19 protein-coding genes, 1 pseudogene and 1 riboswitch are annotated in these 22,364 nt (G+C 54.2%); of the genes and pseudogenes, 9 read left to right on the plus strand and 11 right to left on the minus strand.

Annotation, left to right across the window (positions count from 1 at the left end):
• Positions 1-542 precede the first annotated feature (542 nt).
• The 4 genes and pseudogenes from trpX to FG166_RS08995 all read left to right on the plus strand — a co-directional run bounded on the left by trpX (position 543) and on the right by FG166_RS08995 (position 3,787).
• Positions 543-1,535 carry a tryptophan ABC transporter substrate-binding protein gene (trpX, locus tag FG166_RS08980; RefSeq protein WP_012391709.1) on the plus strand — a complete coding sequence of 331 codons (993 nt, stop codon included), beginning with the start codon at positions 543-545 and terminating at the stop codon, positions 1,533-1,535.
• A pseudogene (locus tag FG166_RS08985) lies at positions 1,535-2,442 on the plus strand (ABC transporter permease). The gene trpX and the pseudogene FG166_RS08985 overlap by 1 nt, the downstream one beginning before the upstream one ends.
• The gene (locus FG166_RS08990; protein ID WP_003681249.1) at positions 2,435-3,196 is read left to right on the plus strand and encodes an ABC transporter ATP-binding protein; all 762 of its coding nucleotides are present in this window, start codon (positions 2,435-2,437) and stop codon (positions 3,194-3,196) included. The pseudogene FG166_RS08985 and the gene FG166_RS08990 overlap by 8 nt, the downstream one beginning before the upstream one ends.
• A gap of 255 nt (positions 3,197-3,451) precedes the next feature.
• Positions 3,452-3,787 (plus strand): hypothetical protein, encoded by a 336-nt coding sequence (locus tag FG166_RS08995; protein ID WP_003681248.1) that lies wholly within the window; start codon positions 3,452-3,454, stop codon positions 3,785-3,787.
• Between the two features lie 72 nt (positions 3,788-3,859).
• On the opposite strand, the gene FG166_RS09000 is transcribed toward FG166_RS08995, so the two are convergent.
• Positions 3,860-5,074: an ammonium transporter gene (locus FG166_RS09000; RefSeq protein ID WP_003681247.1), complete on the minus strand. Its 1,215-nt coding sequence runs from the start codon at positions 5,072-5,074 to the stop codon at positions 3,860-3,862.
• Positions 5,075-5,310: 236 nt separating this feature from the next.
• Here FG166_RS09000 and FG166_RS09005 point away from each other — a divergent pair, with 236 nt between their 5' ends.
• Positions 5,311-6,630, plus strand: coding sequence for an MATE family efflux transporter (locus FG166_RS09005; RefSeq protein WP_003681244.1), 1,320 nt, complete (start codon positions 5,311-5,313; stop codon positions 6,628-6,630).
• A 284-nt stretch (positions 6,631-6,914) separates the two neighbouring features.
• Here FG166_RS09005 and scrK read toward each other — a convergent pair whose 3' ends face one another.
• The 8 genes from scrK to FG166_RS09045 form a co-directional block, all read right to left on the minus strand.
• Positions 6,915-7,790 (minus strand): fructokinase ScrK, encoded by an 876-nt coding sequence (scrK, locus tag FG166_RS09010; RefSeq protein WP_035430736.1) that lies wholly within the window; start codon positions 7,788-7,790, stop codon positions 6,915-6,917.
• A gap of 19 nt (positions 7,791-7,809) precedes the next feature.
• Entirely contained in the window at positions 7,810-9,162 is a 1,353-nt protein-coding gene (locus FG166_RS09015) for a glucose-6-phosphate isomerase (RefSeq protein WP_015639535.1), read from the minus strand.
• A 171-nt stretch (positions 9,163-9,333) separates the two neighbouring features.
• Entirely contained in the window at positions 9,334-10,317 is a 984-nt protein-coding gene (locus tag FG166_RS09020; protein ID WP_003681238.1) for a LacI family DNA-binding transcriptional regulator, read from the minus strand.
• On the minus strand, positions 10,301-11,185 hold the full coding sequence (locus FG166_RS09025) for an NAD(P)-dependent oxidoreductase (protein WP_003681234.1): 885 nt from the start codon (positions 11,183-11,185) through the stop codon (positions 10,301-10,303). Before FG166_RS09025 ends, FG166_RS09020 begins: the two co-directional genes overlap by 17 nt.
• Before the next feature lie 119 nt (positions 11,186-11,304).
• Positions 11,305-12,225: a ribokinase gene (rbsK, locus tag FG166_RS09030; protein WP_003681233.1), complete on the minus strand. Its 921-nt coding sequence runs from the start codon at positions 12,223-12,225 to the stop codon at positions 11,305-11,307.
• A gap of 284 nt (positions 12,226-12,509) precedes the next feature.
• Entirely contained in the window at positions 12,510-12,830 is a 321-nt protein-coding gene (trxA, locus tag FG166_RS09035; protein ID WP_003681231.1) for a thioredoxin, read from the minus strand.
• Positions 12,805-13,614, minus strand: coding sequence for a TerC family protein (locus FG166_RS09040; protein WP_003681229.1), 810 nt, complete (start codon positions 13,612-13,614; stop codon positions 12,805-12,807). Before FG166_RS09040 ends, trxA begins: the two co-directional genes overlap by 26 nt.
• Before the next feature lie 56 nt (positions 13,615-13,670).
• The gene (locus FG166_RS09045; protein ID WP_035430689.1) at positions 13,671-14,555 is read right to left on the minus strand and encodes an RluA family pseudouridine synthase; all 885 of its coding nucleotides are present in this window, start codon (positions 14,553-14,555) and stop codon (positions 13,671-13,673) included.
• Positions 14,556-14,647: 92 nt separating this feature from the next.
• Here FG166_RS09045 and FG166_RS09050 point away from each other — a divergent pair, with 92 nt between their 5' ends.
• Together FG166_RS09050 and FG166_RS09055 are read left to right on the plus strand one after the other, a co-directional pair.
• Entirely contained in the window at positions 14,648-15,568 is a 921-nt protein-coding gene (locus FG166_RS09050) for a magnesium transporter CorA family protein (protein WP_003681225.1), read from the plus strand.
• A gap of 75 nt (positions 15,569-15,643) precedes the next feature.
• A riboswitch (purine riboswitch) is annotated at positions 15,644-15,743 on the plus strand.
• A 47-nt stretch (positions 15,744-15,790) separates the two neighbouring features.
• Positions 15,791-17,122 carry a nucleobase:cation symporter-2 family protein gene (locus tag FG166_RS09055; protein ID WP_003681223.1) on the plus strand — a complete coding sequence of 444 codons (1,332 nt, stop codon included), beginning with the start codon at positions 15,791-15,793 and terminating at the stop codon, positions 17,120-17,122.
• Positions 17,123-17,151: 29 nt separating this feature from the next.
• On the opposite strand, the gene FG166_RS09060 is transcribed toward FG166_RS09055, so the two are convergent.
• Entirely contained in the window at positions 17,152-18,006 is an 855-nt protein-coding gene (locus FG166_RS09060) for an NAD(P)H-binding protein (RefSeq protein ID WP_021349996.1), read from the minus strand.
• A 401-nt stretch (positions 18,007-18,407) separates the two neighbouring features.
• On the minus strand, positions 18,408-19,061 hold the full coding sequence (locus FG166_RS09065) for a histidine phosphatase family protein (protein ID WP_012391720.1): 654 nt from the start codon (positions 19,059-19,061) through the stop codon (positions 18,408-18,410).
• 223 nt (positions 19,062-19,284) lie between these two features.
• On the opposite strand from FG166_RS09065, the gene FG166_RS09070 reads away from it, so the two are divergent.
• Positions 19,285-21,414 (plus strand): LTA synthase family protein, encoded by a 2,130-nt coding sequence (locus tag FG166_RS09070; protein WP_003681217.1) that lies wholly within the window; start codon positions 19,285-19,287, stop codon positions 21,412-21,414.
• Positions 21,415-21,808: 394 nt separating this feature from the next.
• Positions 21,809-22,285 (plus strand): DUF7679 family protein, encoded by a 477-nt coding sequence (locus FG166_RS09075; RefSeq protein ID WP_021349998.1) that lies wholly within the window; start codon positions 21,809-21,811, stop codon positions 22,283-22,285.
• Positions 22,286-22,364 lie beyond the last annotated feature (79 nt).

Here is a 22,364-nt window from a genome sequence, read left to right on the forward strand (position 1 = left end):
TTTTCAGTCTAATAATTAATTGTAACACTAATAGGAAGTGCGAACCAACCAGTCCAATAATCGTGCACATGGAAGAAATCTCCCCAGGCCCTATTCTCGCAGGTTACACAGATAACGTGCTCACCAACCACAGGCCTAGTGCCTAAGTAGGCCGGAGAACAACACATTCTGCGTTAACCCCCGTCCTAGCTTAGCCATACGGCCTGTCGAGAAGGTTGGTTCGCACTCACTTTCTAACAAACAAATTAAATTATTCTCATTTTTGGTTGACAGGTTGAGCGCCACTCCGGTATAGTGGTTACAAATCAAACGAGAGGAGCGGTCAACATGAGTAACCCATTTATCCAAGTGAATAACGCCTGGCAAAGCCGGTAACTCAGGTTGACCGTTTACGGATGCAACCTGGGATCTTTCAGATTGCATCTGTACCGGCTTCAAAGCATACTTTGGCGCTCGTACGGATCCACGTACGGGCGTTTCTTTTTTCCCAAAAGGGGCCCGTTAAACGCGGACCCCTTTTATTTTGGAAAGGAGAAAAATCAATGAAGCGGATGTACACACTGATCGTCTTGCTCGTGGCCTTTTTGGGGGTCGCCTTCTTTAAGGAGGGGGGCAGCCTCACCACCACCAGCAAGCCTAAAATCGGGGTCTTAACCCTGATGCACCACCCGGCCCTGGACCAAATCTACAAGGGCTTTGTCGACGAACTAGCTAAGGAGGGCTACAAGGACGGCAAAAACGTCACCATCGAATACCAAAACGCCCAGGGCGACCAGTCAAACTTAAAGACGATGGCCACCAAGCTGGTGAATGACCACTCCACGGTCCTGTTTGGGATCACCACCCCAGCCAGCCAGGCCCTAGCCAACGCCACCACGAAGATCCCGATCGTCTTGGGGGCGGTCACCGATCCGAAGGGCGCCGGCCTGATTAAAAATGATAAAAAGCCGGGCGGCAACATCACCGGGATCTCCAACCAGGCCCCGGTCGCCGATCAACTGCACTTGGTCCACCAGTTCATGCCAAACGCCAAGACCCTCGGGATCATCTACACTTCTTCGGACCCGTCAGCCGAATCGGAACACAAGCAATTCGTCGCCCAGGCTAAGAAGATGGGCTTAAACCTTAAGTCCTATTCGATCGCTAACTCCAACGACTTGGACCAGGTTTCCCAGCAAATGCTGTCTGAAGTTGACGCCGTCATCGTGCCCACCGACAACACGATTGCCGGGGCGATGCAAACGCTAGTTAAAAACGCCGACGCCGCTAATAAGCCGGTCTTCCCGGCGGCCGACACGATGGTCAAAGACGGCGGGGTTGCCACCTACAGTATCAACCAGTACAAGCTCGGGGTGGCAGGGGCCAAGGTGGTCGTCGCCATTCTAAAGGGCAAGGCCAAGCCGGAAACCACCGCCATTGAATACATTCGTCACGGGGAACCAGTCTTAAACCTCAAGCAGGCTAATAAGTTGGGCCTCAAGGTACCAAAGGCCTTCGAAAAGGCTGCCGAAGATCACGGGGAGGTATTTAAATAATGACTCTAATCACATCCGCCATCGGCCAGGGGCTCTTATGGGCGCTACTTGGCCTCGGCCTTTACCTTAGTTTCCGCATTTTAAACATTACCGACATGACCGTAGAAGGGACCTTCCCGCTCGGGGCGGCCGTCGCCGTGACCCTGATCCCCTGATCGTCCACGGGGTCAACCCGCTCTTGGCTTCACTAGCCGCCACCGGGGCCGGAATGCTCGCCGGATTAGTCACCGGGCTGTTAACCACCAAGGGAAAGATCCCCAGCCTCTTAGCCGGGATCCTCACCATGACCGCCGCTTACTCAATTAACCTGCGGATCATGGGCAAGTCCAACACCTCCCTGCTCGGCCAAACCACCCTCTTTTCCAACGGTTTCTTAAAGAGCCTGCCCCAGTACTTTGACTCGGTGGTGCTCGGTTTCACCGTGATTGTGATCGTGACGGTTTTAGTAATCTTCTTTTTAAACACCGATTACGGCCAGGCCTTCATCGCCACCGGGGATAACCCCACCATGGCCCGCTCGATGGGGATCCGGACCGACCGGATGACGATCGTTGGCTTGATGATCTCTAACGGGATGGTTGGGCTGGGGGGTGCCTTAATCGCCCAGTCCAACGGTTACGCCGACATCAACATGGGGATTGGGACCATCGTGATCGCCCTGGCCTCGATCATCATCGGTGAAGTAGCCTTTGGCGAACTGACGCTGGGCCAACGCCTGGTCGCCGTTACCCTGGGGTCGATCCTCTACCGGTTGATCCTCCTAGCCGTTTTGCAACTCGGTTTTTCGGCCAACGACCTCAACTTACTCTCCGCAATCGTCCTCGCCTTATGCATGATGATCCCGCAAATTGACCGGATCTTAAATATCAAAAAGCCAATCTTAAAGGGGGTTGCCACCCATGACTAAACCAATTCTCGAACTAAAAAACGTCACCACGGTTGTCAACCGCGGCACCGCCAGCCAAACCACGATCCTCAAGGGGATTAACCTGACGATCAACCCCGGTGACTTCATCACGATCGTCGGAACCAACGGGGCGGGGAAATCAACCCTCTTCAACGTAATTGGTGGCAACCTGACCGCGGACGGCGGCCAACTACTCCACAACGGCCAAGACATCACCCACCTCTCCCAGGAGGGGCGGACCAAGTTCTTAGCCCGGGTCTTTCAAGACCCCAAACTAGGAACGGCGCCGCGGATGACGGTGGCCGAAAACCTCTTGTTAGCCGAAAAACGCGGTCAGGCCCGCCACCTGGTCTTCCGCCGCCTCAAGTCCCGGCTGACCGAATTTAAGACCCTGGTCGCCACGATGAATAACGGGCTGGAAAACCGCTTAATGACGGCCACCGGCGCCCTGTCTGGGGGTCAACGCCAAGCGCTCTCCTTTTTGATGGCGACCCTAAAGCGCCCCGACATCCTCTTGTTAGACGAACACACCGCCGCGCTCGACCCCCACACCAGTGCCACTTTAATGGCGGCGACCGACCAGCGGATCCGCGAAGACAAGTTGACCGCCCTGATGATCACCCACCACATGGAAGACGCCATCCACTATGGCAACCGTCTCTTAGTCTTGAAGGACGGCCAGATCAAAGCCGACCTGACCGGTAAAGACAAGGCGACCCTGACGCCGGAGAAGTTGGCGGCGTACTTTGAATAGTTGAGTGCGACCCAGCCATTAGGCAGGCCGTGGGCTAAGGATAGAACACAGGTTATCGCGGTACGCGGTGTTCTGTGGTCGGACTTAGCCACTAGGTCTGCGGCTGGGGAGCACGTTATGAGTGAGTGCGACCCAGCCATTAGGCAGGCCGTGGGCTAAGCTAGGGTTGGGAGAAGAATTTCTCCTAGCCCTTTTCTTTGTCCTCCCCTATCATTTCGGGCACAATAACTTTAAAAACGGAGGGCTGAACAAACCATGCAAACCAACTTCACGAACCGCCTCGCTCTTGCCATGCAAATTGACCCCGCCGTCCTCTGGGAGCACTTTCCAAATGGCGTAACCATTAATGATCTCCAAAGGGTCAACGAGATACTGTATCCTGACGCCCCTGCTAACTTTCACTACTGCTTACCAGAGGATGTTGCCTACCATTTAATTGACGCTCCCGGGGGTGAATTAGAGAGATTTTGGTTAGGAATCACAATGCTTGGTTCACTAGATGGCCCCCATTTGGTACCAATCCCGGATGTATTTCCGCCTATCACCACTTCGTTGACCACCGCAATGATGGTTATTTTGACTAAGAACTAAAAAATAAGGGACCGAGAGGAAAGTTGTTTCCTCTCGGTCCCTTATTTCATTGTTGGGTTGAAGAATAATCGATTAGCGGGCCATGATTCGCTCGCCGTGTTGGGTGATGTCCAGGCCGACCGCTTCTTCCCTGGCCGAAACCCGAACCGGCATCACGAGGCGTAGGCCCTTGATGATCAGCCAGCACGTTACCCCGGTAAAGACCATCGTGGCTAGGGTAGCAACGATTTGAACTAAGAACTGGTGCATCCCGCCGCCGTACAGGAGTCCGTTGTCGGTAACTTGGGAGTTAACCTGGCTGGTGGCAAAGAGTCCGGTGGCGATGCTTCCCCAGATCCCGGAAACCCCGTGGCAGCCAAAGGCGTCTAGGGTGTCATCCAGGTGCAAACGTGGCTTAGCGTAGGTTACGAAGAGGTAGGAACAAATGGACGCCCCCAGGCCGATCATGACCGCCCCGCTGATGGTGACGTAGCCGGCCGCCGGCGTGATCGCCACCAACCCGCAGACGGTCCCGGTGCAGGTACCGACTAGGGAAACCTTCCCGGTAAAGCTGACTTCCAGTAGTTGCCAAGCGACCATGGCTGCCGCGGTGGCCACCGTCGTCGTTAACATGGCTTGAACGGCCACGTTGTCAATCGCTAGGGCCGAACCGGCGTTAAAGCCGTACCAACCGAGCCACAGGATGGAAGTCCCGATCAAAACCAAGCCCAAGTTAGCCGGTTGGTCGTTGTGACGTTGCAAACGCGGCCCGACCATCCAGGAGAGGACCAAGGCCGTCACCCCCGCGTTGATGTGGACGACGGTCCCGCCGGCAAAGTCGAGCGTCCCTAGCTTACCGAGGATGCCGCCACCCCAAACCATGTGGACTAGCGGGTAATAAACCAAAAGCGACCAGAAGATGACGAAGGCGACGATGAACCACGGCCGGGCCCGACCAACCACTGCCCCGATGAAGAGGGCCGGGGTAATGATGGCAAACATCATTTGAAACATCGAGTACAGGCCGGTTGGAATCTTGGTGGCCGTCAGGGCAAAGATGTTAACGTGGTGAAACATCGCCCAGTGTAAATTCCCGAACAATCCCCAAACGTTACCGGAAAACGACAGGGAGTAGCCAACGATGATCCACATAATCACGGCGACTCCGCAAATGAAGTACACTGACATAAAAGTGTTGACCACGTTCTTCTTTTCGCTTAACCCTCCATAGAATAAGGCCAAGCCCGGTGTCATGAAAAAGACCAGGATGCTTGCGACCATCACGAACAATACGTTTGCTGCGTTCATCTTTCTTCAACCCCTTCCGAATTAATGTTGATAAGATTAGACCATTCTAATCACCTTCGCAAGGGGCGCCGCTTGGTTTGTGGATATCTTTTGTTTGGTGGGGTTCAAACGGGGCTTTTTTAAGTTGGTAGCGGTTCCAACTTCTTATTTTTTCGACTAGACCAATTTTGCACTTGCACGCTCCTTCGCAATTCTCCTACAATGGATATAATATTTTTTAAGAAGGGAAACCCACCATGGAGCAACTATTTGAACACACTTCGATCCGCCGCGTCTACTTTACGCTGGCGATGCCGGTCGTTTTATCGATGGCCGTCACCCTAATTTACAACATGGTCGACACCTTCTTCGTCGCCCAAACCCAAAATCCCGCCCTGGTCGCCGGGGTTTCGCAGGGGGCCCCAGTCTTCACCCTTCTAATTGCCATTGGTGACATCTTCGGACTGGGGGGCTCGTCCGTGATCTCGCGCCTCTTTGGGGAAAAACGCGATCAAGAGGGGCGTAACGTTTCCGGCTACGCCTTTTACGCCGCCTTTTTCTGGGGCATCATCGTTTCCGCCCTAATGTTAATCTTCAAGGACCAGGCCCTACACTTGCTGGGGGCTAGCAAGGCGACTTGGAAGTACGCCGATGAATACTACACCGTGATGGCCTGGGGGGCGGCCTTTGTCGTCTTTGGCCTGGCCCCGAATAACATCTTGCGCACCGAGGGGTTAGCTCTAGAATCAATGAAGGCCTCGATGACCGGAACGATTATCAACATCGTCTTAAACCCGATCTTCATCTTCACCCTCGGCCTGGGGGCGGCCGGGTCGGCGCTGGCCACCGTCACCTCCAACGTAATTGGTGACCTTTTAATGATTTACTACCTGCGCACCAAGTCCCAAAAGCTGACCACCTCGATCAAGGAAACCAAGGTCTCCTGGGACCTCAAACGCCAAATCTACGCGATCGGAATCCCCGCTAGCATCACCAACGTCATGGCCACCCTAGCGATGGCGCTGACCAACCGCTACCTAATTGACTACGGCGCCGATTCCGTCGCCGCCATGGGGATCGCCCTTAAGGTATCGATGATCATCAACATGATCTTCATTGGCTTCGCCTTCGGGGCCCAACCACTGATTGGTTACGTTTACGGCGCCAAGGACCGCCGCCGCTTCCAGAGTGCCCTGCGCTTCGACCTGTTAGTGGTCTGTGGTTTTGCCCTGGTCATGACGGCGATCATGTTCTTCTTAGCCCCGATCATTATCACCTGGTTCATGAAGGACCCGACGATCGTCAAGGAGGGGGCCATCATGGTTCGCTGGCTGGTTATCTCTTCAACTCTAGCCGGCTTCACCCTGGTCTTTACAACCGTCTTCCAGTCAATGGGCAAGGCCCTGCCCGCCCTGCTCTTGTCCCTGGCTCGCCAAGGGATCATCTTCACCGTGGCCATCGTCATTCTCGCCCACTTCTTCGGCTACCACGGCATCATCGCCGCCCAGGCCGTGGCCGACCTTTTGACCGCCATCTTAGCAATCGCCCTCTTTGCGCGGTATAAGCCGAAATTCTAGTTAAAAGAAACGGGACCCAACCTCCGCTGCAGGTAAATTTAAAAGCCCCGCCGCGTTCGTTAAACGAACGTGACGGGGCTTATTTTGGATGCTTATTTTTTTACGGTTACTCAGATAACGTGCTCACCAACCTTCCCCCTAGCTTAGCCCACGGCCTGCCAATGGTTGGTCCGCACTTTAAACGCAGTACACCAATGGACTCCATTGGTTCTGGCGACCCCGCTGAAGTCCTATTGGTGTTTGCGGGGGTGCGACTACGAAATCAGAGATTTCTGTCGCACTCCCTATTCCGTGGCCGCCTGCAACGCGAGGGCAAAGTCCCCGATCGTGGCCGAACCGTTGTTTTTGGCCATCGGCATCGTGATGTACTGGTCGAGGTCGCCCACTTCCACGTAGTCGTTTAAGAGCTTCTTGAATTCCGCCCGGACCTTCTTTAAGAAGTCTTCGGAGATGACCCCACCACCGAAGACGATTTGGGCCGGCCGGTACATCAGGGTCGTATCTAAAGCCGCTTGGGCCACGTAGTATGCCATGATGTCCCAAACGTGGTCGGTCAGCGGTAATTCCTTCCCCGGCTTGCCTAAGCGGGCGTCGAAGGTTGGCCCGGCAACTAAACCTTCCAGGCAGTCGCCGTGGAACGGGCAGATTCCCTTAAAGTCTAGGTCATCTGGGTGGCGCTTAACGCGGATGTGCCCCATTTCGGTGTGGCCCTGTTCACCAACGAAGTGCCCGTCAATGACGGCCCCGCCGCCGACCCCGGTCCCAATGGTGAAGTAAACCAGGGAGTGAATCCGGCGGTTAAATAAGGTTGCCATCAGGTATTCCCCGTAAGCGGAGCCGTTTACGTCGGTCGTCCAAGCGATCGGCACGTTCAAAGCCTTCTTGATTGGGCCAACGAAATCCACGTTTGACCAACCCGGCTTCGGCGTGTCGGTGATGTAACCGTACTTCGGTGAGGAGCGGCGAATTTCGATCGGGCCAAAGGAGGCAATCCCGATAGCGGACAGGTTATCGAACTGCTTGAAGTAATCGATAATCTTACCCAGCGTTTCTTCCGGCGTCGTGGTCGGAATGTGGATGGAATCCTTGATTTGGTAGTTGGTGTTTCCAACGGCACAAACCATCTTCGTTCCACCAGCTTCGATTGATCCTAATAACATGGTCATGGTAATTCTCCTTTTAGTCGTCCATTTCTTTCTTGAGTTGTTCACCGATTTCTTCAAAGCCCGGCTTGCCCAGCAGGCCAAACATGTTGGTCTTGTAAGCTTCGACCCCTGGTTGGTTGAACGGGTTGATCCCGTTTAGGTAACCGGAAATCGCGATCGCCACTTCAAAGAAGTAAATCAGGTAACCGAGGGTAAACTCGTCTTCTTTGGCAATGTTGACGGTCATCACCGGCACGCCCCCGGTGGTGTGAGCAGCGACCACGGCCCGGTAAGCTTGGGTGTTGACCCAATCAATTTCCTTGCCTTCCAGGTACTTGAGGCCGTCGAGGTCGCTCTTGGCACTCGGCACCTTGACGTTGTGGTTTGGTTCGGCCAGCTTCACGACCGTTTCCATCAGGTTACGGCGTCCCTCTTGGATGTATTGACCCAGGGAGTGGAGGTCGGTGGTGAAGTTAGCGCTGGACGGGTAAATCCCCTTTTGGTCCTTGCCTTCGGATTCACCGGCCAGTTGCTTCCACCATTCGGCCAGCATCGTCATGTTTGGTTCGTAGTTTTCCAGCAGTTCGGTCGTGTATCCCTTGCGGTACAAAATGTTGCGGTAAGCGGCGTACTGGTAAGCCTCATTTTGGGTCAGATCCGGGTTGACGTAGGTAGCTTCGGCCTTGGCAGCCCCGGCCATTAGTTGGTCGATGTCGGCGCCGGAAACGGCAATCGGCAAGAGCCCCACGGCAGTCAGGACTGAGAACCGGCCGCCGACCCCGTCCGGAATCACGAAGGTTTCCCAACCCTCGGCGTCGGCTTCGGTCTTTAAGGCACCGCGCTGACGGTCGGTGGTGGCGTAGATCCGGGCGTTGGCCCCGTCGACCCCGTACTTGTCTTCTAGCAGTTGGCGGAAGACCCGGAAGGCAATTGACGGTTCGGTCGTCGTCCCGGACTTGGAGATCACGTTAACCGAGAAGTCGCGGTCGCCGATCACGTCAATCAGGTCGGCGATGTAAGAAGAGGAGAGGCTGTTGCCGGCAAAGAGGACCAGCGGTTGCTTGCGGTCCGCCGCGGTTTGGGCCTGGTAAAAGGAGTGGTGCAAGAAATCCACCGCCATCCGGGCGCCCAAATAAGAGCCCCCGATCCCGATTACGACTAAGACCTCGGAATCGGCTTGGATCTTCTTGGCGGCCGCCTTGATCCGGGCGAACTCGTCCTTGTCGTAGTCGGTTGGCAGGTGCAGCCAGTCGCGGAAGTCGGCGCCGGCCCCAGTGCCGTTGCGCAACTCGCTGTCGGCGGCGGTCACCATCGCCTGCATTTCACCGAGTTCGTTTGGGTGAACAAACTTCTTTAACGCACTTGAATCAAACGATAACGTTTCCATCTTGATGTCACTCCTTAGGTAAATCTCAATCGCGCGTTTTCAGTTTTATGAAAGCGCTAACTCCATTTCTCGGTTTTTATAATAGCTTGCTTGCTGCCATATGTAAACCGGTTTGTATATATTTTTCAAAAAAAATCCCCCGCCCGCACCGCGAACGAGGAATAGCGGGGGCTAAGCAGTCGTCCCCTCAACTAATTTAACCGGCAGGGTCCGGTACTGAACGGCGGGTTCCCCGGCGATTTTTTCCTTCAGCAATTCCACGGCCGCCTCGGCCATTTCCTGAATCGGCTGTTGGATGGTCGTCAACTCTGGCAAGAGCAAGCGGGTCATATCGGCGCCGTCAAAACCAATGATCTTAATGTCTTCTGGGCACCGCCGCCCCGCTTCGGTCGCTGCCGTAAGGGCCAAACGGGCGTTGGTGTCGTTATCGGCAAAGATCCCATCGACTTCGGGGTGTTCCTCAAAGATCTTGCGGATCCGGACCAGTTTTTGGTCCTCTGGTTCATCGAAGGGCACCTGGTAGACAATCGCCGGCCGGTCGTTTTGGCTCATTAAGTCGCGGTAGGCGCTCTCCCGGGCCTGGTTTGGCGAGGCAAAGCCCCCCGGGTAGTTGGTGTGAATGATATGTTGACAGCCGTCGTCGAGCAGGCGTTGGGTGGCTAGCCGCCCGCCCTCGTAGTTATCCACCGACACCACCGGCACCTGATTGGAAACCACCCGTTCAATCGAAACGATTGGCAGGCTGGTTTTGTGGTAGGCCGGGATTTCCGGGTTGTGGGCCCCGACGATGAGGCCATCGAGTTGGCGGTCCAAGAGGAGTTGCAAGTAGTTCTCTTCCTTTTTGGCGTTGTTTTCGCTGTTTCCCATTACCGCCCGGTAGCCCTCGTTGTAGAGGCACTTTTCAAGGGCCGCCTCCAACTGGGCAAAGTAGGGGTTATTGATGGTCGGGAAAATCAGCCCCACCAGCATCGTCTCTTGTTTGTAGAGTTGGCGGGCAATTGCGTTGGGGCGGTAGTTAAGGTCCTCCATGGCCTGGTGAACCTTATCAATCGTCTTTTGGCTTAAATACCCGCGGTGGTTCAACACCCGCGAGGCCGTGGCCTTAGAAACCCCCGCCAAGCGCGCCACGTCGTCTAACTTAATCTTTTTTTCCATCTTCTTTCTCGTCCTTCCACCAGAGTTTAATTAGGGCTTGGGTGCCCAAGTCGCCGTGGCCTGAGTCCACCAGCTGTTCGTAGAGTTGTTTTGCGACCTTAGTTGCCGGTAGGTCAATCCCCATGGCGTCCGCCTCTTCTAGGGCGATGCGCAGGTCCTTTAGGAAGTGCTTAGCAAAGAAGCCGGGCGTGTAATCGTCCTTTAGGATCCGGGGGGCGTAATTGGCGAGGCTCCAATTAGCCGCCGCCCCACCACCGACCGTGGCGACCACGTCTTGTAAATTGAGGCCCGCCGCCTTGGCGTAAACCAGGGTTTCCACCAGTCCGGTCATCGTGCCGGCCACCATGATTTGGTTGGCCATCTTGGCGTGTTGCCCCGCCCCGGCGGTCCCAAAGTAGTGGATATCCTTGCCCAGTTGCAAAAAGACCGGGGTCATGGTTTGGTAGGCTTCTTGGTCGCCACCAACCATCACGGTCAGGGTCCCTTCCTTGGCCCCCTTATCGCCGCCAGAAACTGGGGCATCTAGGATTCCCACTCCGGCCGGGGTCTTTTGCTTAAGTTCTCGCTCCAAACTCGGCTTACTGGTGGTCATGTCCACCACGATTTGACCCGGCTGGACAACGCTAAAGATCCCTTTAGGTCCCAGGTAGGTTTCTTCAACGTCCGCCGGAAAGCCCACCATCACCATCACGGCCTCGCTATTTAAGGTGGCCTCCGCCGGGCTAGCCGCCCAACTAGCCCCCGCCGCGAGTACCTCCTCGGCGTGGGCTTTGGTCCGGTTGTAAACCGTTACCCGGTTACCAGCCTTCAACAAATTTTTGACAATTCCGGTGCCCATGACCCCAGTTCCGATAAATCCGATTTTCATTTTCTTCGCCTTCCTTTGTTAACAATAGTAACCGGTTTCTTATTGATTGGAAAGCCATTTTGATGATAAATAAAAAGCGCACCCCGCTTTAGAGTGCGCCTTAAAAGTTTGTGCAGTAATTAGTTTTTCAAGGCTTCTTCTACTTGGGCCCGGGTTGGGATCGATGGCATTGCCCCCATCCCTTGAACCGTCAAGCTGGAGGCCCGTTGAGCGTAGGTAATGGCGTCCGCCAGGTTTTCCATTGACGGGGTCAGTTGGGAAACCAGACCGCCAATGAAGGTGTCGCCGGCCGCGGTCGTATCTACCGCCTTAACCTTAAAGGCCGGCACAATCCCGCTCTTGCCGTTGTGGTTGAAGTACGCCCCCCGGCTACCCAGGGTTACCAAGGTAGTAGCTACCCCTTGGCCCCGGAAGTAGTCCGCCGTCTTGGCCAGGTCAGCCTCATCGTTGATTTCAATTCCGGTTAACAGGGCGCTTTCGGTTTCGTTAGGGGCGATCACGTCGGTCACCGCCAGCAAGCCCGGTAGAATTTCCTTGGCTGGGGCCGGGTTTAAGATTGTCGTCACCCCGTGTTCCTTGGCCAGCTTAAAGGCCGCCAGGGTTACTTCTTGCGGAGTTTCGAACTGACTAACCAAAAAGTCGACTTGGTCCCACAGGTCGTCGGTCCGGTCTAACACGGCGGTGGTCATCGCCTGGTTGGCCCCCCCGTAAACCATGATGTCGTTTTGGCCGTTTGCGTCTAGGGTCACCAGGGCCGTCCCGGTCCCGTGGCGAACGTCATTGCCAACAAACTGGGTGTCAACGCCGTCTTCTTGTAGGGCTTCACGCATGAAACGCCCTTCGTTATCGGCGCCCACCATCCCGATGAAGGTCGTCTGCGCCCCGGAACGAGCAGCGGCCACAGCTTGGTTAGCCCCCTTGCCCCCCGGTGCCGAGCTCTTGTCGGTAGCCGACAGCGTCTCCCCTGGTTCCGGGAACCGAGCGACGTGGTAGGTGGTGTCTACGTTAATACTCCCTAAAACGGCGATGCGGTTAGTCATGATTTTCCTCCTCTGGTGCGTTCGTTTTCAGTAAATCGTTTTACGTTACTTGATCGTTTACTAGTATACCGGACTTGTAAACCGGTTACAAGTAAAAGTTGAGTGCTAAACAACCTCCTCGGCAGGTCGTATGGCTAAGCTAGGACGAACGGTTGGTGCGAAACGCACCGTTCTTCGTCCGTACTTAGACACTAGACCTGCGGTTGGTTAGCACGATATCTGTGTAAACTTAGGGAATCAAAAAAAGGTGACCAAGAAATCACTGATTCCTGTCACCACTTTTTCTATCCCTCACTAAGTTTCCGTTCCAAGTAGTGGGCCAAGCGGTCCTTTGGGTACAGTCCCGTCACCTTTTCCTTGGCCTTCCCGTCCCGGAATAAGACCAGGCTCGGAATGCTCATCACCTTGAATTGGGTGGCCGTTTCCTGATCCTCGTCGATATTAAATTTAACAAACTTAATCCGGTCGCCGTATTCGGCTTCTAGTTGATCCATGACCGGCGCCATCATCTTGCAGGGCCCACACCATGGAGCCCAGAAGTCGACCACGGTTACCGGACCCTCAACTAGTTGCTTAAAGTTATCTTTGTGTGCCACTTGTGCCATCTTTTTTCCCCCCTACTGACTTGCTTGAAGAAGCTGGGTGCTTCCCCCGGCGAAGGAAGTGTACCACCCCGGTCAAGGCAAAGACCAGTAAAATGAAAATCCCGAAGAGCCCCGATGGAATTTCGATGTCGATTGCCGGGATCGTCAGAAACAGTTTAACGGCGATAACGGCAATTAATACGTAGGCCATGGGCTCCAGTTCCGGAACCTTCCGCATTAAGCGCATGATGAATTCGGCGATCCCCCGCATACACAGGATCCCAATCAGGCCCCCGATCAAGACGATCACCGGATTGTTGGAGACGGCAAGGGCGGCTAAGACCGAATCGATGGAAAAGACGATGTCGGTAAACTCAATCTGCGCCACCACGGCCCAAAAGCGCTTGCGTCCGGTTAGCTTCCCCAGCCGGGAGCTCTTCTTATCCTTGTGTAGGGAATGCTTGCCAAAGAACTTAACGTGAAAGAAGCGGTAAGCCATATACATTAGGTAGGCCGCCCCGAGGGCCTTGATTTCCCAGAAGTGAATCAAGTAGGTCCCGATCCCAATCACCAGGAAACGGAACAGATACGAACCCCAGATTCCGTAGAAAAGGGATTCCTCTTGTTCCCTTAGGGTTGGCAAGACCCGGGTTTGGGCGGCTAAGACGACGGCGTTATCGACGGAGAGCAAACACTCCATCATTACCAAGGACAGGATGATTAACCAGTCCTGTCCGGAGGTTACGACCGCCGCCCAGTTGTGTAAGTCAAAGAATGGTCCGTAGAGATTCTCAATAAGTGACAATTAATTATGCACACTCCCTTGTATTGTTGATTTGTGACTTGTCTACCCCTATTCTATCAAAACTGGGGGAAATCGTCAGGGATTTTAGCCACAATCCGTTCCCGTTTTAAAGAAAAGGGGAGCACCAATTCTTGCGCCACCCCGTGCAAGTACATCCGGGGGGCCGCCACCGTACCGTATAACGGATCGCCCACAATCGGGCAGCCAGCCGCCGCCAAGTGCACCCGTAGCTGGTGGGTCCGCCCGGTCTCGAGGTTCAACACCACTAGCGCCCGGTCGTCATTGACGGCCAAGGTCCGGTAATGGGTCCGGGCGGGCTGGGCGTTTTTGCCGAAGACCTTGCGCTTACGAACGTCGGTCGGGTCCTGTCCTAAGGGAAGGTCCCAAATCCCGCGGGCCGGGTTCGGCACCCCGGCCACCAGGGCCAAGTAGTCACGGTGAATTTCGCCGGTACTAATCAACCGGTCTAAAATCGGCACCACCACCGGATTTTTGGCCACGATCATCGCCCCGCTGGTTTCTTTGTCCAAGCGGTGAACCATGTAGGCGGCGTCGTTAGTCCCCTCTAAATAGGCTGCCACCCGGTTCATCAGGGTGCCGACTTCGCCCGCTTGGTTGGGGTGGCTTTTAATTCCGGCCGGCTTGTCGACCACCAAGAGGTCCCGGTTTTCGTACAGGACGGTCAACGGTCCCGGATCGGGAAGGTACGATGAATCGGGCGTGCGAAACTCGTCGCCGGAAAAATTAAGCGTGATCACGTCGCCAGCCGCAACCGTCTTCGACACCGGACGGTAGGAGCCGTTGACTAGGACCTGACGGCGACTGCGCAGGTAGTGGACCAAACGCTTGGGCAACAGCCACTGGCGCTGCAAAAGGTGCCGTAAGGGCGTTGCCTCTTGATCCACCGGCAGGCGTTCTTCTATTTGCCAGCGATATTCCATCATCATTCCCCCTTTGTGACTATTGTAACCTAGACCAAGGGATTGGCAAACTGGTGTATAATGGGGAAAGCTAAGAAAGAGGGGTGTGCAATGTGTTAAGTTCCGTTAAGTTTAATGACCACAGTTACTGGGTGTCGGTCTTTGAGCCCCTCCCCCACGAACGCGATGAGCTCTTTGAAAAATACGAAGTGACGAGTGATCTGCTTGACTACGCCATCGACCCCTACGAAAAGGCCCGGATTGAAATCGATCGTGACGCCGGGATCACCCTGCTCATCTTTGACGTCTACATCCCCAACCACGAGGAATCAGCCCCCCAAACCGCCCCGGTCGGGATCATGCTGACCGAAAACAACGTCTTGACCTTTACCAACGCCCACACTAACTTCGTTAACGGTTTAATTGCCGAACAACTCAAGCGCCTCCAGGCTCACGGCGACATCGACACCCGCTACGACTTTATCTTGCCGATCCTCTACCGGCTGTCAACGGCCTACTTTCCCCCGATTCGGCGGGCCGACCAGCAACGCCAAAAGATCCAAAATAACTTGCGGCGCCGGACCGAACGCTCGGCGATCACCGAGTTTATGGAACTAGAAACCGGGTTGGTCTACATCTTGACCTCCCTGCAGGGCAACGTTTCTTTGCTCCAGGAATTCAAGCGCCGCTTCGGTTACCGGATGAGCGTCGACCAGCAATCCGACCTGGACGACGTTATCATCGAAGCCCAGCAGGGGTTGGAAATGGCCCAGATGACCTCGGACGTGACCGGCCGGGTCTCCGACGCCTACAGCAAGGTGCTGGATTCCAACCTGAACCAAACGATGAAGTTTTTGACCGTCTACTCAATTATCTTATCGATCCCGCCGATCGTCTCTGGTTTTTACGGGGAAAACGTCAAGTCCCTCCCCTTTGCCAACAACGACTTTGCTTGGCAAATCACCATCATCATTACCCTGATCATGGTCGCCATTTCGATTTGGCTGATCTTTAACAAACGGTGGTGGCGTTAATTTTCGGAAAATAACGATGATTAAGTTTCCATAAGATTGTATCGTTCGCTTTTAAGTGGTAAGATACTGGTATCAAATTTAGAAAACGTAAGTGCCTATATAATCGCCGTAATATGGTCGGCAAGTCTCTACCTTCAGCCGCAAACTGAAGACTATAAGCAAAAGTGAGTGGGCTTTTGTGGGTCCACTTTTTTTATTTAGGTACCTGCGGGGAGGAATCTTTTGAAACTTTCACCGTCAATTTCCGCTGAACAACGCCTGGAGGGGCAAGCAACCACCTTCTGGCGCCACCTTATCCTAGGTTTCCAACACCTGTTAGCCATGTACTCCGGTGACGTCTTAGTGCCGTTGTTGATCGGGAACTACCTGCACTTTAACGCCGCCCAGATGACCTACCTGTTTTCCATCGACATCTTCATGTGCGGGATCGCTACCTTACTCCAGTTAAAACGGACCGCTTTAACTGGGATCGCCCTACCGGTGGTCCTGGGCTGCGCCGTCCAGGCCGTCGCCCCCTTGGAATCAATCGGCGGCAAGCTCGGGATCGGCTACATGTACGGCGCCATTATTTGCTCGGGGTTGTTTATCTTCTTGATTGCCGGCGTCTTTGCCAAGCTCAAGAAGCTCTTCCCACCGGTGGTGACCGGGTCCTTGATCACGATCATCGGTTTCACCCTGGTACCGGTCGGTTTTCAAAACCTCGGTGGTGGGGATGCCACGGCGAAGAGCTTTGGTGCCCCTAGCAACCTCTTAATCGGGATCGTTACGATCATCATCATCGTCATGATCAACCGCTTTGCCAAGGGCTTTTTAAAGTCGATCGCTATTCTGCTGGGGATCTTACTGGGGTCCTTATTTGCCGGCGTCTTGGGGATGGTTTCTTTAAGCACCGTCGCCAGCGCCGCTTGGTTCCACGCCCCACAGTTCTTCTACTTCGCCACCCCACAATTTAACTCCAGCGCCATCGTTACCATGATGCTCGTCGCCTTAACCACGATGATCGAATCAACTGGGGTCTACTTTGCCTTAAGTGACGCCACCGACACCAAGATCACCAGCAAGGATATGGCCCGTGGATACCGGGCCGAAGGGATTGCCGCCATGCTGGGGGGGCTGTTTAACACCTTCCCGTACTCGACTTTCTCGCAAAACGTCGGGGTGCTCAAGATGTCCGGGGTCAAAACCAAGAAGCCGGTTTACTACGCCGCCTTCCTTTTGATCTTGCTGGGCTTATTGCCAAAGGCCGGCGCCCTTGCCACCATCATTCCCACGCCCGTTTTAGGGGGCACGATGATCGTCATGTTCGGGATGGTCGGGGTCCAGGGGATCCAAATCCTGCACAAGGTCGACTTTGCTAAGGGTTCCAACCTCTTGGTGGCCTCCCTGTCCGTGGGGTTAGGCCTCGGGGTCACCGTCTACCCGCAAATCTTTCAACAACTGCCCACCGAAGCCCAAATCATCTTGGGTAACGGGGTGGTTGTCGGTTCGGCCTGCGCCGTTATCTTAAACCTAATTTTGAACTACCAAGACTTCTTCAAAAAGGAAGCCAAGTAAAAAAAGGACCCGCGTCGGCGGGTCCTTTTTTACTTAGCCAGCAATTCCTTGATGCTAGCAACTAACGTCGGCAACGGGTGACCGAGGACGGTGGCCAAGTCATCGCTTGTCACATCCAAGTCCCCCGCCTCGTGCGGTTCTTCAAAGGAGGCGATCATGGTTGCCATCGCCTCGTCCATACCACTCTTTACCAAAGCGGCTTCATAAGCTTCCCGGCTTAGTTTAGCCACTTCTACCTCCTTACCCAGGGCTTCTTTTAAGGCGTCCCCGAGTTCTTCGTAGCTGATTGGTTGACCGCCAAATTCGTAAACTTCCTTTGGCTGGTCACTCACCAGCACCTTAGCGGCGGCGGTGGCGTAAAGGGCTTCCGGTGCCCAAGCTGCCTTACCAGTGGTCCAGTAAATGGCCGCTTGCCCCTCCTTGCCAGCCGTCAGGAAGCTGGCGTCGTTTTCCAGGTACCAGTTATCACGCAAGAAAGCGTGGGCGAGCCCGGCTTCCTTTATGGCCGCTTCAGTCACCTGGTGATCGTGGGCCAAAGGAGCCTTAGCTTGGTCCGCCTGCGGGTAGCTAGTGTAGGCAACCAAGGAAACGCCGGCTTCCTTCGCAGCGGCAACCACGTTTAAGTGTTGCGTCTCCCGGGAAACTGGCCCCCCTGGTTGTGAGGAAATAAAGAGTAAACGATCAATGCCTGCCAAGGCACTGGTCATCCCCGCTTGGTCGGCGTAGTCACCCTGGCGAATTTCAATTCCCGCCGGCAATAGCTCTCGCCCCTTGGCAACGTCGCGTACGATCGCTACCACTTGATCCTTACCAACTAAATCAACCAATTGTTCAACGGCCACCCGACCAAAACGTCCGGTTGCTGCGGTTACTGCATACTTCATCATTTACTTCCTCCTTCGGTTCATATCTGTTACTTTTTAAATTACAACATTGATTGTAACATATGTTATTTTATTATCAACAACTATGGCCGAAAAAAGAGGTTAGAAGAAAACAAGGTTTTCTTCCAGCCTCTTGCTGTATGTCCGAATATTAGACAGAAAACGTGGTCAATAACCGCAAGCCTAGTGGCTAAGTACGGGCAAAGAACGGTACTGGCGCACCAACCATTTGCCCTAGCTTAGTCATAAGGCTCGTCGAGAAGGCTAGTCGCACTCCCTGATAACGTGCTCCCAACCACAGGCCTAGTGGCTAAGTCTGGCCACAGAACACCGCTGACGCGCTAACCTGTGCCCGAACCTTACCAACGGCCTGTCGAGGAGGTTGGGTCGCACTTCCTTTTTTAATGATTATAAAACTCAACGCTGACCCGGTCGCCATCCATCACCAACTTGGATAGGCTCCCGTTTGCCGGCCGTTCGGTAATGTCATACTTCCCCTCGCCGAAACGTTCAATCAAGGACAGGCAGGTGTTGCCGTGGGAAACCAACAAAACGTTGGCCCCGTCCGGCAGCCCCGCGTCCCGAATGATCGCTAAGCCTTCGTTCATCCGTTTCCAGTACTCGGTGCTGTTTTCGGCGTCGTGGAAGGGATCGGCGTCTTTTAACCAGTCCTTGGCGGTGTCGATGTTGTACTTGGTGACGATGTCTTTGAAGGTCTTTAACCCGTGGGGAGCCCCGGCGTTATACCAAGCTTGGTCCATATAGGTCCCTTCGTAAGAGCCGTAGAACTCCTCGCGGAAATACGGTGCCGTCGTCGGCTCCTTGACCGAATCGGCCTTATTTTCATCGAGGATTGTTTGGGCGGTTTCAACGGCGCGGGTAAGGTCGGAACAAAAGGCGGCGTCAAAGTGGACGTCCTTTAAGCGTTGTCCCGCCTTTTCGGCGTCTTGGTAACCCTGGTCAGTCAAGGGCGAGTTACTCCAGCCCTGCAGCTTGTTATAAATGTTGTAGTAGGTTTGCCCGTGGCGAACGAGGTAAATATTGATCTTGGTCATCGTCATCCCTCCATTGTTAGTGCTTTCACGCCTTATTGTACCCCATTTTCGGGTTGAATGTAGCGGCGCCCCGCTTTGAATTCCGTTAAGTTTCTTCAACGATTTTTCAAATCCCCCAACTCCCTGCTCCCCCTATGTTAAAATGTTGATCGTTATCGGCTAATTTACTTAGCCCCATCGCTTTAATAACGAAATTATTTATGTTTGCGAGGATCACTTTACGATGAAACGACTCGGAAAATTCGTGAACACCCGGATCGGCTTTTTTGCCCTTCTGGTGGTTCTCTTTTGGGCCAAGACCCTCTTTGCCTACTTTACCGACTTTAAGTTGGGCGCCGAGGGAATTGTCCAATACGCCATCCTGTTAGTTAACCCGCTTGGGACCACCCTGCTCTTATTCGGACTCGCCTTTTACTTTAAGCGGTCCCGCTTCTTTTACCCGGTCCTGATGGGAATTGACGTTTTAAATACCGTCTTGCTCTATTTAAACGTCATCTACTACCGGGAATTCACCGACTTCATGACGATCGCCACCATGACCGGCTACTCCAAGGTTAACCAGGGGCTGTCGGGAAGCTCGATTGCTCTGACCAACCTCCACGACGTCTTTTACTGGCTAGACATCGTGGTGATCTTAGTCTTGATGCTCTTTCGCAAGATCAAGTTCGATCCGCGGGCGGTCAGCCACCGGGTCGCTTTCGCCTTCACCTCGGTGGCCCTGGTGGTCTTTGGGGTGAACTTGGCGGTCGCGGAAATGGACCGGCCCCAACTACTGGGGCGGACCTTTGACCGGACCTACATCGTCAAGTACCTCGGCCTAGATACCTTTACCGCCTACGACCTAGTTAAGACCGAGCACGTCAACGACATGCGTAAGTCGGCGACCAAATCGGAGCTAGAAAAGGTTAAAAAGTTTACCGATTCGCACTACGCTTCACCGAACGTCAAAATGTACGGGATTGCCAAGGGGCGGAACGTAATCGTTATCCACCTGGAAAGCTTCCAACAGTTCCTGATTAACTTGAAGGTCAACGGCCAGGAGGTAACGCCGTTCTTGAACTCCCTGTACAAGAGCAAGGAGACCTACGCCTTCGATAACTTCTTCCACCAGGTCGGTCAAGGAAAGACCTCTGACGCCGAGAACCTGCTGGAGACCTCTACCTTTGGCCTCTCCCAGGGGTCCTTGTTTGCCACCTTGGGTAGTGACAACACCTTTGAAGCGGCGCCGGCCATTTTAAACCAGCGGGCCGGCTACACCTCCGCCGTCTTCCACGGTAACATCGCCTCATTTTGGAACCGTAACAACGTCTACAAAAACATGGGTTACCAGTACTTCTTCGACGCCTCTTACTACGACACGTCGGGTGACAAGTCGACCGGCTACGGCTTAAAGGATAAGCTTCTCTTTAAGGACTCGATCAAGTACTTAGAAAACCTGCAACAACCGTTCTACGTCAAGTACATCACGGTTACCAACCACTTCCCGTTTGACCTCGATAGCGAAGATACCGACCCGAACTTTACCGCCCCGGACACCGGGAGCACCACAGTCGACAATTACTTTGTCACCGCCCACTACCTCGATCAGGCGGTCAAGGAATTCTTCACCTACCTCGATAAGTCGGGACTGGCTAAGAAATCAATTATCGTCTTGTACGGGGACCACTACGGGATTTCCAACAGCGAAAACACCGCCTTGGCCTCCGTGCTCGGTAAGAATGCCGACGACTGGACCGACTTTGACAACGCCCAGCTCCAACGGGTACCGTTAATGTTTGTTATTCCAGGCACTAACAAGGGGGGCGTCTTCAACACCTACGGGGGCGAAGTGGACGTCTTACCGACCCTCTTGCACCTGCTGGGCATTTCCACCAAGCGTTACATCATGTTTGGGACCGACCTCTTCTCCAAGGAGCACAGCCAGGTCGTTGCCTTCCGCAACCACGACTTTGTGACCCCGAACTTCACCTCGATTTCGGGCACGGTCTACAGCAATAAGACCGGTAAAACCGCTACGCTGACGGCGGCCAAAAAGAAGAAGGTCAAGGCCGACGCCAAGTTAGTCAACGAAGAACTATCCTTATCCGACTCGCTCAACCAAAAGAACCTCCTGCGCTTCTACACGCCGAAGGGCTTCACCAAGGTCAAGGCAAGTGATTACAACTACGCCAACGGGCTGAAGAAAGAAGAGGCGATCGAAAAGAAACTTGGTAACAAGTCGACTTCGCTCATTAATGAAAACGGCGGTAAGACAACCGCCGACGTCTTCAGTACCGATGCCCCAGAAGTGAGCCACTCTTCGACTAGTTCGAACCGGATTAAGATTACGAACCCGGATGATAATAATAATTAGGGAGCACGACAGAAATCTCTGATTTCGTCGTCGTGCCCCCGCAAGCGCCAATAGGATTCCAGCAGACTCGGCTTTGTCGAGCCAATGGGGTCCATTGGCGTACTGCGTGAGAAGTGCGACTAGCCTTCTCGACGAGCCGCATGACTAAGCTAGGGCAAATGGTTGGTGCGCCAGCACCGTTCTTTGCCCGTACTTAGGCACTAGGCTCGTGGCTAGGAGCACGTTATCAGGAAGTACGACCCAACCATTGGTAGGCCGTTTGACCACCACGCACCTACAGAATAAACAAAAAGGCCGCTCGCAGCACCTGCTGCCAACGGCCTTTTATTATGGATCCCGGCGTGGTCGCGGTCCACTTTGATGTATAATTAACTTGATAAAGGAGGAGATTGTGATGGCAACTGTTTTCGTCGCCCACGTTAAGTTAAGTTGGGGCCAAGAGGCCGATTATTTGATCGCTAACGACGTCGAACCGGGCCTGGCCAGCCGCCGGGATCGCGGGGATAACGACTGGAACGCCGTGATGCTAAACGCCTTGATTAACGTCCCGGTTGCTCCCTACCTCAAAGACAACCGCGTGACCCCGCCAATTGCGACCGGGCTGGTTACTAGCCTAACCGCGGTAGAAGCGGGGCCCGCTACCGCTAAGCTCTTACGGACCCGTAGCCAGTTCATCATGGCCGAAATGTGGCAAAAACAAGACGTTTCCGTTGACGCCACCTTTTTGCACCACGACCACCCCCAGCTGAGTCAGTACCAAATCCGTGCCGACGTTGATTACTGGCTCAACCACCGCCGCCACCCACTGATCACTCTAATCACCAAGTGGCGAATCCGGCTTCAGCTAGCCCGGGTCAAAAAAGAGAAGTAGGAAACAGCTAGTTAACGGGCCATTGGGCTAAGAAAGGTGATTCTTCCCTCTCCCATTAGCAAACTAACCAATAAAAAAG

This window comes from Limosilactobacillus fermentum (genome assembly GCF_013394085.1).
Lineage (GTDB): Bacteria > Bacillota > Bacilli > Lactobacillales > Lactobacillaceae > Limosilactobacillus > Limosilactobacillus fermentum.